We start from the raw sequence: 13,929 nt of genomic DNA, 5'->3' as shown, positions 1-13,929 counted from the left end.
TTCTCCTAATCTTTCTTTATATCTCTATTTACTTTTAATCGGTTATTGATAAATGCAATATCATCATTAATTTTTATTATATTTATAAGATAGCTTATAACATATATTACTAAACCCATAATAATAACCACTAAAATAGGAGTACTGCTGTACCAATTAAAAAGATAACCTGCAAAGATGAGTATACATAGGGTAAAAGTAACATCTCGAAAAACTTCAATAATAAAATATTTACTTTCAATATTTTGGATAATATTTAATCCTAAAGCAATAATTAAATTTACAGCAAGAGCTTGATAGACACTACTAATAAACAAAAACTCCCCTCCATATAAACTTGCAATAACAGCTAATATAATTAAAGTTAGTCCTGTTGCAGCAAATATATTTGTTATTATTTTTCTCAATTTCTCATCACCTCTCCTGTAATTTTAACTTTATCTCTGCAAGATATTTACGAGTAATATATAGTCGCTCCCCATTTATAAGTGTGGCTTCCAGACGACTATTGACTAGGGGACGTATACTATCCAGCACATTCAAATTTAAAATACATGATTTGCTAATCTGTACAAAATCGCAAGAACTAAGCTGTTCCAACAACTGATATAAGCGAAACTCTGTACGATATACGGATTTTTCACAATAGACAAATGTCTTTTTATCAACACTTTCAATATAATAAATATAGGAAGCATCAATCCAAGTTTCTTGATTTTCCAAACTACATTTAATTATATTGTCAACAGATCTTATAAGTGAAACAATACGTTTAACCTTTTTATCAATTTTTGTACATTTTATAGACACTTCAAGTTCTTTTTGATTGGGGTTCTCCTCTAGTTTGATTATCATAATTCCTGCCTCCTAGTTCAATATATTACATCATATACTATAAAACAATACCTCTAAAACCAAGATGCAAATTTACTTTACTATCATGCAAAATTTATTCTAAATGCCTTTCACATAAATTCTCCTACTTTTTTACATTGTGTACATCATATTATAATATATATTAAATTACAATATATCTGAATATCTCTAAAGTTTGTTTTTTCGCATATAATAAATTCCCTCAAACATTGGTTTGAGGGAATTTATAACACACTAGATATTTAATTAAAAAACCTTTAACTTAATATTTCCTATTTTTGATATTTGTTTAAATATAGAAGTTCGCACTATTAATCTTAAATTCATAATTTGAAATATCAATACTTATGTTAGTTCTATGTTTATTACCTTGTCTACCCATGAACGATAAAATGCTTCTTCGTGGCATACTATCAATACAGTACCTCTAAAATTCTTTAAGCTATTTTTAAGTGCCTCTTTAGCAGTAGAGTCCAGATGATTTGTCGGTTCATCAAGAATTAAAAAGTTACAAGGAGATAGCATTAGTTTGCATAATTTCACTTTTGCCTGTTCCCCTCCACTTAATGTTGACACTGGCTGTATTACATGATCATTACTTATGCCACATCGTGAAAGTTGTCGGCGTACCTCTTTAATGTTTAGGGACGGATAGCATCTAGTAATTATCTCAAGGGGTGTGAGTGATGGATTTTCCCATATAATATCCTGCTCATAATATTCAATTCTCACAGAATTGTCAAATATAAACTCACCTGATATTTTTTCAATATATCCAGTTAAGGTTTTAAGCAAGGTAGATTTCCCTATTCCATTAAAACCTGTAATCACAATTTTTTGACCACCATCAATAGTAAAATTTAAAGGTGATAATAAAGGATAGTAATAACCCACCTCAAGTTTTTTTACTTTTAATGCTTCATGTGCTGAACTAGGACTTTCTAGGAAACAAAACTCTGGCTTTGAAATTGTAACAGAAGGTGGGACTATTCGTTCCATACGTTCAAGTTGTTTTCGTCTTCCCTTAGCATTTTTACTGTTTACACCTGCAATATTCTTGCGGATAAATTCCTCAGTCTCTTTGATCTGCTGCTGTTGAGCATAATATCTACGAATATGTTCCTCTCTTAAGTGTTCTTTTTGTTTCAGAAAATTAGAATATTTTCCCGTATATTTTCTGATTACTCCTCCATCAATGTCACAAATACAACTAGAAATTTTTTCGAGAAAATCATAATCATGGGAAACTACAGCAAAGGCACTAGGAAATGTAGATAGATATTCTGAAAGCCACAGAACATGCTCCTTATCCAAAAAATTTGTAGGTTCATCAAGCAGTAAAACATCTGGTTCTTCCAACAGTAGCTTCGCAAGAATTACTTTTGCTCGTTGACCACCACTTAGCTGTGAAATCAGTTTATCCCCACCAATGGCAGATAGTCCAAGTCCATTCATAACCTTTTCTATTCGTGACTCTATAATATAGAATTCTCGAACTTCCAAGATGGTTTGACACTCTGCTGCTTGTAATAAATCTTTTTCATTACCAGTAATAGCATATTTCTCGTACAGCTTATTCATCCTTTCTTCCAAGATGTATAAATTTTGAAATGCTGTTTTCAAGTACTCTATAACTGTATATTCTCCTAGAACAACTGCATGTTGATCAAGATGTCCAAGTTTTATATTTGGCTGCCAAATAATACGCCCCCTATCAGGAATGATTTCTCCTGACAACATTCCAATTAAGGTACTTTTTCCTGTACCATTCTGCCCTACAATACCCATATGTTCTCCCTTGAACAATGCAAGAGATTCATTTTTATATAATATCTTGTCTCCATAAGTATGAGACAAATTTTTAATTTCTAATAAACTCATGTTTAAAACTCCTTTCTAATAAAAAAAGCAGAAGGTCTTGTGCAAAACACACGACCTTCTGCTTCCTAATAGTACGTATTATTAACGTACATTACGGCTCAAAATTTAGTTTGAGCTCACACAAAAGGCCGCAGACAAAACATTGTCCACGGCCAATAAACCACTCATAATTACTCGGAAAATAGGTACGAAAACAAAGCGTAACAATATACGCCTAAAACAACCTATTTACCGATGAATGGAAAGCTTCATGCTTTTAGTTTAAGCTCGGTACAATGCTTCATCGGCTTCAATTGTACAGAGCAGATTTCTCTTGTCATTTGATCTATAATAATATGATTCACCATAATAACCCCCAAATTTACTACATATAAGCTTCTTTATAATATCACATTTATTTGAGATTGTAAACAATAAATAAAATAGTCTGAAATCTTATTGCGATCTTTTCTGATATTTCCCAAATATTATAATGCCTTAAATAGACTTCAGTGCTTAAAATAATATCTTTATTTACATAAGTGAAGCCATAAAATCCGTAAAGAAATCTATCTATTTGAGCAAAGGGAGTTATAAATTTTAGGATTTTGTAGCTGAATGAATTGCAGGAGTTATCCATATTCTAAACAGCAGGAACGGTATTTTTTATTATGATGTTGGTTATCTATAGGCATCCAACTTCAAAGTTTAACTATTTATAAAAACTTTCTGCATGTACAATAGATTTCATTTTATATTTTAGAGAATTAAGTTTTTGGTAAACTGATGAAAAATCATTAAATAATTCATCTTCAGAACATCTGGCTACTGTTTGATGAATTATATTTTTAACTCTTGACCATACATTTTCTTGAGGATTTAATTCTGGAGAATATGGCGGAAGATATATTAGCTCAATTCGCTCAGCATTGCTCTTTGAAAATGCCTGTATACCTACTGATTTATGAGACTTGGCATTATCAAGAATAACATAAACTTTTTTGGTAGGATTTTCTTCTAATAATCGCTCTAATAGCTTTTGTACTTCACTAGATGTTATAGATTTTTTGTGAGAATAAACATCAGCATAAGTTTCAAATGTACTTAGTATTTCTGTGGCTCCTATAACATTAACTCCTTTATGTGAGCCATTAGATTCTAGTGCAAGGGGTTTCCCTTTAGGGCTCCAACTCCTGTAGTTATTAGGTTCATTTCTCACATATGTTTCATCGAGTGCATACATTGCTATTTCAGAAGAATTTTCTACAGTATTCAGTAGTTGTTTCATTTTTTTTAAAAGCTAATTGTTCTGATTCTTTAGCTAAAGAGGACTTTCGCTGTGCTTTTTTATATGTGAAATTTTCAGCTTTAATTATTCGTCTTATCCACTCTCCAGAGTACTGAATGTCATATTTGTTTTTAATATAATCTGCTAATAGATTGCAAGTCCATGAATATGAATTAAAGCCATGGTCTATAGGCTTAGTCTCTACTAAAGTTCTTAATAAATCATCTTTCATTTCATCAGTAAATGTCCCTATAGATCCTCCTCTATGGTCTTCAGTAGCCTCAAGGCCATACTCATTCCATTTATGAATATATTTAAGGATTGTAGGTCTAGACTTACCTAATATATTTTCTATTGTTTCGGACTTAATACCTTGATAACGCATCATAATTGCAAGTATAATTTCTTTTTTAAAATTATCATCAGTTTTTTCTCTAATATCTTTTAATTGCTCTATTGTGTATCCATGTAAAGTTTTAACTTCTACGGCTTTTCTTCCCATGCTAATTCTCCTTTGTTAATTACTATAGAATTAGTTTGTGGAAAGAAATTTACTTTATTCACTGATTATTTTAATGTATTGAGTTGGATCCCTATATATCATATTATTATGTACTTACAAAATACAGTCCTTCATTTATTACATTGAAGAACTGTATTTTAGATTTTTAGCTATAATTTAATTTCTTTATATATTTGAATCCATCATCTATTGATATTACATTGATACTGCCATTATCTACTTTAAATCTAAAAAAGTAATCGGGATTATCAAATATCCAACATAATGCCAGTCTTATTATACAATCATGGCAGACCAATAAAATATTATCTTCTTCTTTAGAAATCTCTTCTAAAAATTCACTTAGTCTATTATATACATCTATTAAGCTTTCCCCTTGAGAAATTACATAATTAATTGAATCTTCTACCCAATCCTTACTTTCTATAGGATAAATTTCTGATATTTCTTCAAATGTTTTTCCAGTGAATATACCAAAGTTAATTTCTCTAATTCTATCCTCTTTTATCCCCTCTAACCCTAGATTTTCTAAAGTCTCCACAGTTCTTGTTAAGGGACTATAGTATATTTTACTGTAGTCAAAATGCCTTAGTAGTTCTTTAGTCTTTTTAATTTGTTCTATACCATTATCTGTAAGTCTAGTATTATCTCTACTAAATATCTTTTTCACGTTGTCTTCTGTTTCCCCATGTCTTATCATAATTATATCCATATCATCACACTCCAAAAGCTAAGTAGAGAAATGCCCTCTCCTAATTCTATAATTGCACCATATACATCTCCTGTTAATCCATCTATTTTTTTATAAGATATAAAGGACATATATTCTCCAAATAAAAATGTAATTATAAGGGGTATGATATATTTTATGTCTAATAAAATTAATATGGCAATATATATAATTCCACTTATAAACATCATATTCTTAGGATTACTTTTATGAAATAATTCTCCTAAGCCTCCTGGTCTTCCATTCTTCTTATAAGATATTATATAACTAAGTACTAGTCTACTATTTGCAAAGGATAAGGTTATGGCTAAAGGTAAGTTTTTTACACTTGAAATCAAGATAAACTTAAATAAAATTAAAAGAATTAAGCTTATTACTCCAAAAGCCCCAATTCTACTATCTTTCATAATTTCTAGAGTTCTTTCTTTATCTCTCCCCGATAAAAATCCATCAAAGGTATCTGATAATCCGTCTAAATGTAGTCCTCCAGTCAATATAATTGTAGTTAATAATGTTAAAAAGGAGGCTAATTGAATATTATAGGGTGATATTAGGTAATAAACTAAACCTGCCAATCCTCCTATTATTGCTCCTACTAAGGGTAAGAAAAATACACTATATTTAATATTTTTTCCATTGAAATCTACATTTATATTGATAGGGATTCTCGTAAAAAACTGCAGAGAAAGTATAAGCCCTTTTATCATTTAATTTTCACCGGTATGCCACAACATACCAAATAAACCTGATCTGAAATTGAAGCTATCCTTTGGTTTATCCTTCCTTGAATGTCTCTAAATACTCTAGATATATGATGTTCCGGAACTATGGAATCTCCCACTTCATTTGTTACTAATACTAGATCATAATCTTTTTCTCTAACTTTATCTATTAAGGCTTTTAATTCCTCTATTATAGTATTTTCTATTTTATTTTGCAAATCATAGTCTATATACTCCACATCCTTAGATATATCAAACATTATATTGGAAGTAAGGACTGTTATACAATCTAAAAAGTAATTTTTTTCTTCACCTACTGCATTTTGAAGTTCATAATTTCCCTCATAGGTTCTCCACTCCTTTGGTCTAGATTCCCTATGGAGATTTATTCGTTCTGCCATTTCATTATCTGTAACCTTAGATGTGGCTATATACACCACATCTAAAGTATCTTTATATATACTTTCTGCAAATCTACTTTTCCCTGACCTTGCACCACCTGTAACTAATGTAATCATTTTACCACTCCATTTAGTCTTCTCTTATATCTACTAATGCATCACCATCTAATGACAAAGATTCAAAGGTTCCCATATTCTCCAATGTATACAATCCTGCTTCTATAATTTGAAAAGCCAGTGGACATCCTGAGCCTTCACCTAATCTCATACCTAAATTTAACATAGGTTTTAGACCTAATTTATCCATTACATACTTTGCCCCAGGTTCTCCAGATAAATGAGATGGAATTATATATTCTTTAACTAAAGGGTTTAATTTAACAGCACAAAGGGCCGCTGTAGATGATATAAATCCATCTATGACTACAGGTCTTTTGTTTTTGGCAGCGGATAAAAACAAACCGCACATACCTCCTATATCAAAACCCCCTACTTTTGCTATTACGTCAATAGGATCTTTACCATTGGGTTTATTTTTTTCTATACCTTTTCTTATTACATCTTTTTTGTTTGAATGTTGTTCATCAGTTAAACCTGCACCTTTTCCACAAGTTATATCTACATCTAAACCTGTTAAAGCTGATAAAACTGCTGCTGCAGTAGTGGTATTTCCTATACCAACTTCTCCAGTACCTAATATATCATATCCCTCACCATATAGCTTGTCCCCTGCTTCTATACCTGCTTCTATTGATTTAACTGCTTCATCATAAGTCATTGCAGGTTCTTTTACAAAGTTTTTTGTTCCATTGGCAATTTTTCTATTTATTATTTTAGGGTCATCTATTTCTCCTATTACTCCTAGATTTATAGTAACTATATCTGTACTCGTATATTTACCTAAAGTAGCAACTCCTGTTACTCCTTTTGTCATACTTTCAGTTAGTACCTTAGTAAATATCTGTGGAGCAGAGCTGACTCCTTCTTCTACTACTCCATTATCACTACACATTACAACAATTGCCTTTTTATCAATTTTGTTGTTTACTTTTCCAGTCATACCTGCTATTTTTATAGTTGCTTCTTCCAATGTACCTAGACTTCCCATTGGTTTTACTAGTCCATCCCACTGATTTCTTACTAGATTTTTCACTTCCTCATTTGTGGGTGTTATTAATTCTAAAGTATCTTTAAGTAGTTTCATATGTACACATCCTTATCTTATTTGTTTCTTTTAAGATTATTTTGTTCAATTAACTTTTTATTTATATAATCATAACCATTTGGTCTATGGGGTAAAAGACAATTAGAGCAGTCCTTCACACCATAATTTTCCATATGATTCCCGCCACAATCCTCTAATAAATATAAGGGGCAATAGCAAAACATACAATTAAACTCTTCTGTATTTTCTACTTTATGACATGGAAAATAGTCACAATCAGTATTTCTATAAAATCTATAGGAATTTTCCATTTATATCTCTCCTTTCTTATTATTTTTTTCTCTGATTATATTCTCTATTATATTTAAATCTCTAATTCCATTTTCATATCCTCTGCCTATTACTATTGGTGTTATATCTAATTCCTTGCAGGCCTTTATCTTTTCCAGAGTACCTCCTCTATGCCCACTATCTTTCATAACACAATATTTAGGATTATATTCCTCAAACATAACCTTATTATATTCCTTAGAAAATGGGCCTAATACTGCAACTATATCTTTCATCTGTACATTATATTTCTTACATTCCTCTATGCTTTCTAATGCAGGAAGTATTCTATATATAAATCTATTATTTCCTCGTATCTTTTCAAAATCTCCAATATTTTTAGAGCCTGTTGTAAAAAACACTGTTCCTGAAATCTTTGATATATATTCATAAGCTTCCTCGTAGCTTTGTAAATAGATAATATTATTTTCTACGTCTACTTTATCTCTTATATATCTAATATAATCTATTTCTAAAGTGTTTGCCACTTTTTTTGCATTTTCTGATACTATTCTAGCATAGGGATGAGTTAAATCTACTATTAAAGATATTTTGTTTTTCTTGGAAAACTCTATCATTTCCTCATAATTCATTCTCCCTATTAGAATTTTATTACTATGAAGAAATTCCTTTCCTCCATCTGTTGCCATGGTAACAATATAATTATCTATATCTTTTATCCTATTTACTATTTCTCGTGCTTCGCTGGTTCCACCTATTATCCAAATCATTTTATATTGTATCCTCTTGGTGTAATGATTTTATCACCCTTTATATAAGTGTTGGAATTTCCAATAATAAGTACGCAAAGCATATCTACTTTATCATAATCTATACTTCCTAAAGTAGTAATAATGATTTCTGTCCCTTCTCTACCTGAATTTTTAACTATACCTACTGGTGTATCAATTTTTCTATGATTTAAGATTATATTTACTGCCTTCTCTAGGTGTTCCTTTCTTCCCTTTGATTTAGGATTATATATGGAAATTACAAAATCAGCCTCAGCAGCTTTTTCTAATCTGCTTTCTATTACTTCCCAAGGAGTAAGTAAGTCAGACAAACTAATTGAGGTATAGTCGTGCATAATAGGAGAACCTAGTTCTGCTGCTGCAGAAAATGCCGCTGTAACTCCTGGTATTATTTCCACTTCTATGTCTTCTGCCAATTCTAAAATCGGCCCTGCCATTCCATAAAGACCCGAGTCCCCTGTACTTACAATTGCTGTATTTTTTCCTTCTCTAACCTTTTCTATGGCCACTTTACATCTCTCTATTTCACCTTTCATTCCTGTGGAAAAAAGTTCTTTTCCCTCTACTAAATCTCCCAAATATTCTATATAAGGAGTATAGCCTACTACCAAATCGCTTTTTTTAATTACTTCCACCGCTTTATAAGTCATATGTTCTCTACCGCCTGGTCCTATGCCTACTACATATAATTTAGCCATTTCTTATCTCCTTTGATATGGATATTGTAATACCATTATATTTTGATTTCTCTTTAATTAATTTTCCTCCAAGTAAGTATGCGGAAGGCTCTGATACTGAATAAACGCCTATTGTATCTTTCACAAACTGAGATTTCTCAAATTTATCTTCTACCTCTTTTATTTCCTCTATGGTAAATATTTTAATTGGACAATTAAAATATTTTGCAGCTTCTATAATACCTTCTTCATCTTTTTTTACTTCTACTGTACCAATAGCTTGTATACTATTCTCTGAAAGATTTAATTCCTTCATGGCAGATTTTACAGATTCAATAATTCTTTTTCCCTCTACTCCTTTTCTACATCCAATTCCAATATTTATATTTCTAGGTCTTAGATATATATAGGGAATATTTATATTTTCAATCTGTTGGTTTTCTGAACTTACTATAACTAAACCTTCTATTTCAGAAGGTATATTGTTTAAATCTTTAACTGTTACTATATTGGGATAATTAATTGTTTTATTATCTTCAGAATAAAATCCCAAGGTCTTCCCATTTACCATGATTCCAGTTATTTTAGTCACCAATTTCATATTATCCATATAATAGTTGTTTTTCTTAGCAAATATATCTATTGCCTCTATGCCTCTATTATCAGATGCAGTAGTTATAACTGGCATAGCATCTATTGCTTTTGCAATCCAATTAGAAAGCTCATTTGCCCCACCTAAATGTCCTGACAATAAAGATATGGAAAATCTGCCACAGTCATCTATGACTACTATTGCTGGATCCATAGTTTTGTTTTTTATATATGAATTTATCATTCGTATGGCTATGCCAGTAGATGAAATAAACACTAATCCATTATATTCTTTCCAGATATAATCCAATCGACTTTTTATTCCGCCTTCTATTTCATCATTTGAATAATGATGAAATAGATATTTTCCCTTTTCACTAAGGGTTTTTAATTTGTCACCTATTTCTTTACCTTTATGGGTAAAGGATAGACAGGCTATTTTCATTGAGATGCACTCCTAAACTTATGGGTAAAACTAGGGTCATATAATTTTGACCTTTCATACTCTCCTTCTATGAAATTGCCTACTAATATTTGTGCCATTTTATTGATATTCTTCTCTTTTACCTTTTCCTCTATATTAGAAAGAGTACCAAATAATATATCTTCATCTTCCCATGTAGCTTTATATACTACTGCTACAGGTATATCGTCTCTGCCATATCCTTTTACTAGTTTTTCTACTACTCTGCCTATTTCCTGTACTGATAAAAATATTGCCATGGAAGCCTTGTGTTTAGCTAAACTTTCTAAGTCCTCTTCCTTTGGCACTGGAGTACGTCCTTCTATACGAGTAAGTATTACAGTTTGACTTACATCAGGTAATGTAAATTCTCTCTTTATGGAAGCACAAGCAGCAGTAAAGGAACTTACTCCAGGTATTACCTCATACCCTATTCCCTTACTGTTCAATAAATCCATTTGCTCTCTTATGGCTCCATATATAGTAGGATCTCCTGTATGTAATCTAACTACCTTTAGATTGTCTCTTATGGATATTTCCATTACTTCAATTACTTCCTCTAAAGTCATTGAAGCTGAATCGTATAGTTTAGCCCCTTCCTTGCAAAACTCTAGATGCTCCTTAGATACTAATGAACCTGCATATATAATAACATCTGCTTCTTCTAAAAGCCTTCTTCCCTTTACTGTGATTAAATCCACATTCCCTGGCCCTGCACCTACAAAGCTAATCATTATCCTTCACTCCCTTTACTATAAATATGGGATTTTGTCCCTTTAAAAGTCCTATTTTATCCATGGTAGATACTTGAATAAGTTGTACTTCTATATCTCTATATCTATACTTATTAAGTAGCTCTATAAAATTATTTAAGTTTTTAATAGTTATAAAATTTCCACATACTATTCCATTATCTTCTAAGTTTATATCTAAATAAGAAAATATTCCTTCCAATTGACCACCACTGCCACCTATAAAACATTTATTTATCTTTATATTAGGTAAATCCTCTGGTGCTTGTCCTTTTATTATATCAATATCTACACCAAACTTTTCTCTGTTGGTCTTTATTAGTTCTACTCCTTCTTCTTCCCTCTCTATGGCATAAACCCTTGCTCCATGAAGAGCTGCTTCTATAGATATGGAACCTGTACCTGCTCCTATATCTAAAAATCTATCTCCTTTTTCTATGGCTAAATATCCTAAAGTTAGGATTCTAATATTAAATTTAGTCATAGGAATATTTCCTCTTATGAAATCTTCATCTTTAATCCATTTCATTTTCAATTACCACCACCCCAAGGGAAGAAATATCTTCTATTTCTTCTCCTATGTTTCTTACTATTATTTTTTCATCATCATAAGACAGATTAAATCCTGCATATATTTTTCCTTTAATATTTAATCTATATAAATCCTTAGATATTTTGCTAGGCAAATTATCTTTATCTATAAGAAGTATACTAAGTCTATTGTCCTTAATACTTTCCAAACCTCCACTTCTGCCATGGAGAGACAAAAATACTCCTTCTTGCCATGATCTTTGAAGCTTTGCCATCATATATTGAAATGAAGAAATTCCAGGCAATACTTCCTTTACCCTCAGTCCTTTTTTCTTTAGAAATTCTACTATTCCAAAAAAATTAGGATCTCCTGAGGCAAGTAACAATATTTCTTTTTCATCATCTATGTAATTTAATATTTCTTCTACTTTATTTACTTCTACAATATCATCTCTAATATCTTTAAGAGAGTTTGCAATTCTTCCAAAGGCTAAAATATGTTCGGTATTTTCTATTTTTTCTCTTACATCATAAGTTAAATAATTTGGATTCCCCGGGCCTATTCCTGCTACTATTAACATATATTCGTACCTCTTTCCATGGAATATATAATTACTTTTACATTATAATCTTCATCTTTTAAATACTTTCGTATTCTTTCCTCTGCTCCCTTTTCCATACGCTTTACAACACTGCCATAACCTGCTTCTATACATATATTTAATCCTTCTTCTGCTGTTACTGCATTATTTACTTTATTAAGCAATTCAACTGGGGCACCCATAAAAGATAAATAATATATAAACGCCTCCATTCTTCCATCGCATACCTTACTATGAGTATTAAATACACCTATGGCTAGTTTAGCAAATTTACCTATATGACCTATTAAAGTCATGGATTTAAACCCTTTATTATAAACATATAGTAGACTATCTCCTATAAAGTTTGATATTTTTACCTTTGGTTCTTTAATTCCCAATTCTTCTCCTATTTTTTCCCCATAATTACCTGGTACTAAAACTATATTATCTTTTCCCTGATCTTCTTCTATCATATCCACTTCCATATATATGGTTTTTATAAGGGCTTCTTCACTCATAGGATATACTATTCCCTTAGTTCCAATAATAGATATACCCCCTTCAATACCTATGTTTTTATTAAAAGTCTTTTTCCCAATTTCTTCTCCTTGGGGGGCAAATATAACTATGTCATAGCCATTATTTGAAACTTCCCTTACTTCCTTTTCTATCATCTTTCTAGGTACTGGATTAATAGCCGCTTCTCCTACTTCTCCAAATAATCCTTTTCTCTTTATTCTTCCAATACCTTCTCCACCTTCTATGAAAACTTCTCCATCATTTCTCTTAGAAACCTCTGCATATATTTCTATACCATCTGTATTATCTGGGTCATCTCCAGCATCTTTTACAATGGAACATATAGCCTTATTCCCTTCAATAACTGGATTAGTTACTTCAAGTTTTAGTCTAATATTAGCTGGTGTATCTATTTCCACATAGTTTATTACACCTTTTTCTTCCAGCATAATAGCTGCTGCCTTAGCTGCTGCCGCTGCACAGGAACCTGTAGTATAGCCACATCTTAAACTTTTTCCTTCTTTAACTACATACAAATCTAAAGTCATCTTCCTACCACCATATATAATAGAGCATTAATAATAGAAGCAGCCACATTACTCCCACCCTTAGTACCTACTGTAGATATAGATGGAATGTCAAATTCTCTTAAATATTCCTTTGACTCCGCTGCACCAACAAAGCCTACAGGCACTCCTACAATTAGTTTAGGATTTGCTTTTCCTTCCTTCACCAACTCCAATATCCTAAACAATGCAGTAGGCGCATTTCCTACTACAAATATGTCTATACCTTCCTCTATGGCTAAATCCACTGCACAAGCCGACCTTGTAGTTCCCAATGCTTTAGACATTTCAAATACTCTTTCATCATCTATGAAACATTTCAATTCACAATTTGCCTTTTTGAGAGCAGGTTTATTGATTCCCATATATGCCATCTTTGTATCTGTAAAAATTGTAGTTCCTTTGAATATAGCCTTTTTTCCTTCTTCTATGAAATCATTTTTAAATACTATTATATTTCTATAGTCAAAATCTCCAGTTGTATGAATCATTCTCTTAGCTATTATCTTTTCTTCTTCTGAAAAACTAGTGTCATTCATGACTTCATCTATAATATCCATACTTTTGTTTTCTATTTCCATAGGATTTTTTATATACAT

The 13,929-nt window shown here is 31.2% G+C and carries 18 protein-coding genes; all 18 read right to left on the bottom strand.

The features are described from left to right. Positions 1-5: 5 nt before the first annotated feature. The 18 genes from KQI41_RS06110 to KQI41_RS06025 all read right to left on the bottom strand — a co-directional run bounded on the left by KQI41_RS06110 (position 6) and on the right by KQI41_RS06025 (position 13,929). The gene (locus KQI41_RS06110; protein WP_154439082.1) at positions 6-407 is read right to left on the bottom strand and encodes a DUF3021 family protein; all 402 of its coding nucleotides are present in this window, start codon (positions 405-407) and stop codon (positions 6-8) included. Between the two features lie 7 nt (positions 408-414). Then, positions 415-855, bottom strand: a complete 441-nt coding sequence (locus KQI41_RS06105; protein WP_154439083.1) for a LytTR family DNA-binding domain-containing protein — start codon at positions 853-855, stop codon at positions 415-417. 366 nt (positions 856-1,221) lie between these two features. After that, a complete protein-coding gene (locus KQI41_RS06100; protein WP_154439084.1) occupies positions 1,222-2,757 on the bottom strand; it encodes an ABC-F family ATP-binding cassette domain-containing protein in 1,536 nt (511 codons plus the stop codon). 691 nt (positions 2,758-3,448) lie between these two features. Next, complete coding sequence (locus KQI41_RS06095) at positions 3,449-4,024, bottom strand: IS630 family transposase (RefSeq protein ID WP_216585027.1); 576 nt, start codon at positions 4,022-4,024, stop codon at positions 3,449-3,451. Then, a complete protein-coding gene (locus KQI41_RS06090; RefSeq protein ID WP_216584828.1) occupies positions 3,987-4,526 on the bottom strand; it encodes a helix-turn-helix domain-containing protein in 540 nt (179 codons plus the stop codon). Before KQI41_RS06090 ends, KQI41_RS06095 begins: the two co-directional genes overlap by 38 nt. Positions 4,527-4,692: 166 nt before the next feature. Continuing rightward, the gene (locus tag KQI41_RS06085) at positions 4,693-5,259 is read right to left on the bottom strand and encodes a histidine phosphatase family protein (RefSeq protein ID WP_154439085.1); all 567 of its coding nucleotides are present in this window, start codon (positions 5,257-5,259) and stop codon (positions 4,693-4,695) included. Beyond that, positions 5,250-5,984: an adenosylcobinamide-GDP ribazoletransferase gene (cobS, locus tag KQI41_RS06080; protein ID WP_154439086.1), complete on the bottom strand. Its 735-nt coding sequence runs from the start codon at positions 5,982-5,984 to the stop codon at positions 5,250-5,252. The genes KQI41_RS06085 and cobS overlap by 10 nt, the downstream gene beginning before the upstream one ends. Continuing rightward, on the bottom strand, positions 5,981-6,517 hold the full coding sequence (gene cobU / locus KQI41_RS06075; RefSeq protein WP_154439087.1) for a bifunctional adenosylcobinamide kinase/adenosylcobinamide-phosphate guanylyltransferase: 537 nt from the start codon (positions 6,515-6,517) through the stop codon (positions 5,981-5,983). Before cobU ends, cobS begins: the two co-directional genes overlap by 4 nt. 13 nt (positions 6,518-6,530) lie before the next feature. Then, a complete protein-coding gene (gene cobT, locus KQI41_RS06070; protein ID WP_154439088.1) occupies positions 6,531-7,604 on the bottom strand; it encodes a nicotinate-nucleotide--dimethylbenzimidazole phosphoribosyltransferase in 1,074 nt (357 codons plus the stop codon). 17 nt (positions 7,605-7,621) lie between these two features. Further along, entirely contained in the window at positions 7,622-7,876 is a 255-nt protein-coding gene (locus tag KQI41_RS06065) for a cysteine-rich small domain-containing protein (RefSeq protein ID WP_154439089.1), read from the bottom strand. Then, the gene (gene cobK / locus KQI41_RS06060; RefSeq protein ID WP_154439090.1) at positions 7,877-8,626 is read right to left on the bottom strand and encodes a precorrin-6A reductase; all 750 of its coding nucleotides are present in this window, start codon (positions 8,624-8,626) and stop codon (positions 7,877-7,879) included. Then, positions 8,623-9,345: a precorrin-3B C(17)-methyltransferase gene (gene cobJ / locus KQI41_RS06055; protein ID WP_154439091.1), complete on the bottom strand. Its 723-nt coding sequence runs from the start codon at positions 9,343-9,345 to the stop codon at positions 8,623-8,625. The genes cobK and cobJ overlap by 4 nt, the downstream gene beginning before the upstream one ends. Further along, positions 9,338-10,360, bottom strand: coding sequence for a cobalt-precorrin 5A hydrolase (gene cbiG / locus KQI41_RS06050; protein ID WP_154439092.1), 1,023 nt, complete (start codon positions 10,358-10,360; stop codon positions 9,338-9,340). Before cbiG ends, cobJ begins: the two co-directional genes overlap by 8 nt. Beyond that, positions 10,357-11,112 (bottom strand): precorrin-4 C(11)-methyltransferase, encoded by a 756-nt coding sequence (gene cobM, locus KQI41_RS06045; RefSeq protein ID WP_154439093.1) that lies wholly within the window; start codon positions 11,110-11,112, stop codon positions 10,357-10,359. The genes cbiG and cobM overlap by 4 nt, the downstream gene beginning before the upstream one ends. Continuing rightward, on the bottom strand, positions 11,105-11,659 hold the full coding sequence (gene cbiT / locus KQI41_RS06040) for a precorrin-6Y C5,15-methyltransferase (decarboxylating) subunit CbiT (protein ID WP_154439094.1): 555 nt from the start codon (positions 11,657-11,659) through the stop codon (positions 11,105-11,107). Before cbiT ends, cobM begins: the two co-directional genes overlap by 8 nt. After that, the gene (gene cbiE / locus KQI41_RS06035; protein ID WP_154439095.1) at positions 11,646-12,242 is read right to left on the bottom strand and encodes a precorrin-6y C5,15-methyltransferase (decarboxylating) subunit CbiE; all 597 of its coding nucleotides are present in this window, start codon (positions 12,240-12,242) and stop codon (positions 11,646-11,648) included. Before cbiE ends, cbiT begins: the two co-directional genes overlap by 14 nt. Beyond that, positions 12,236-13,312: a cobalt-precorrin-5B (C(1))-methyltransferase CbiD gene (gene cbiD / locus KQI41_RS06030; RefSeq protein WP_154439096.1), complete on the bottom strand. Its 1,077-nt coding sequence runs from the start codon at positions 13,310-13,312 to the stop codon at positions 12,236-12,238. Before cbiD ends, cbiE begins: the two co-directional genes overlap by 7 nt. Beyond that, positions 13,309-13,929 (bottom strand): precorrin-8X methylmutase, encoded by a 621-nt coding sequence (locus tag KQI41_RS06025; protein ID WP_154439097.1) that lies wholly within the window; start codon positions 13,927-13,929, stop codon positions 13,309-13,311. The genes cbiD and KQI41_RS06025 overlap by 4 nt, the downstream gene beginning before the upstream one ends.

This window comes from Tissierella pigra (genome assembly GCF_018917845.1).
GTDB lineage: Bacteria > Bacillota > Clostridia > Tissierellales > Tissierellaceae > Tissierella > Tissierella pigra.
This window is presented reverse-complemented; position numbering and strand designations above follow the sequence as displayed.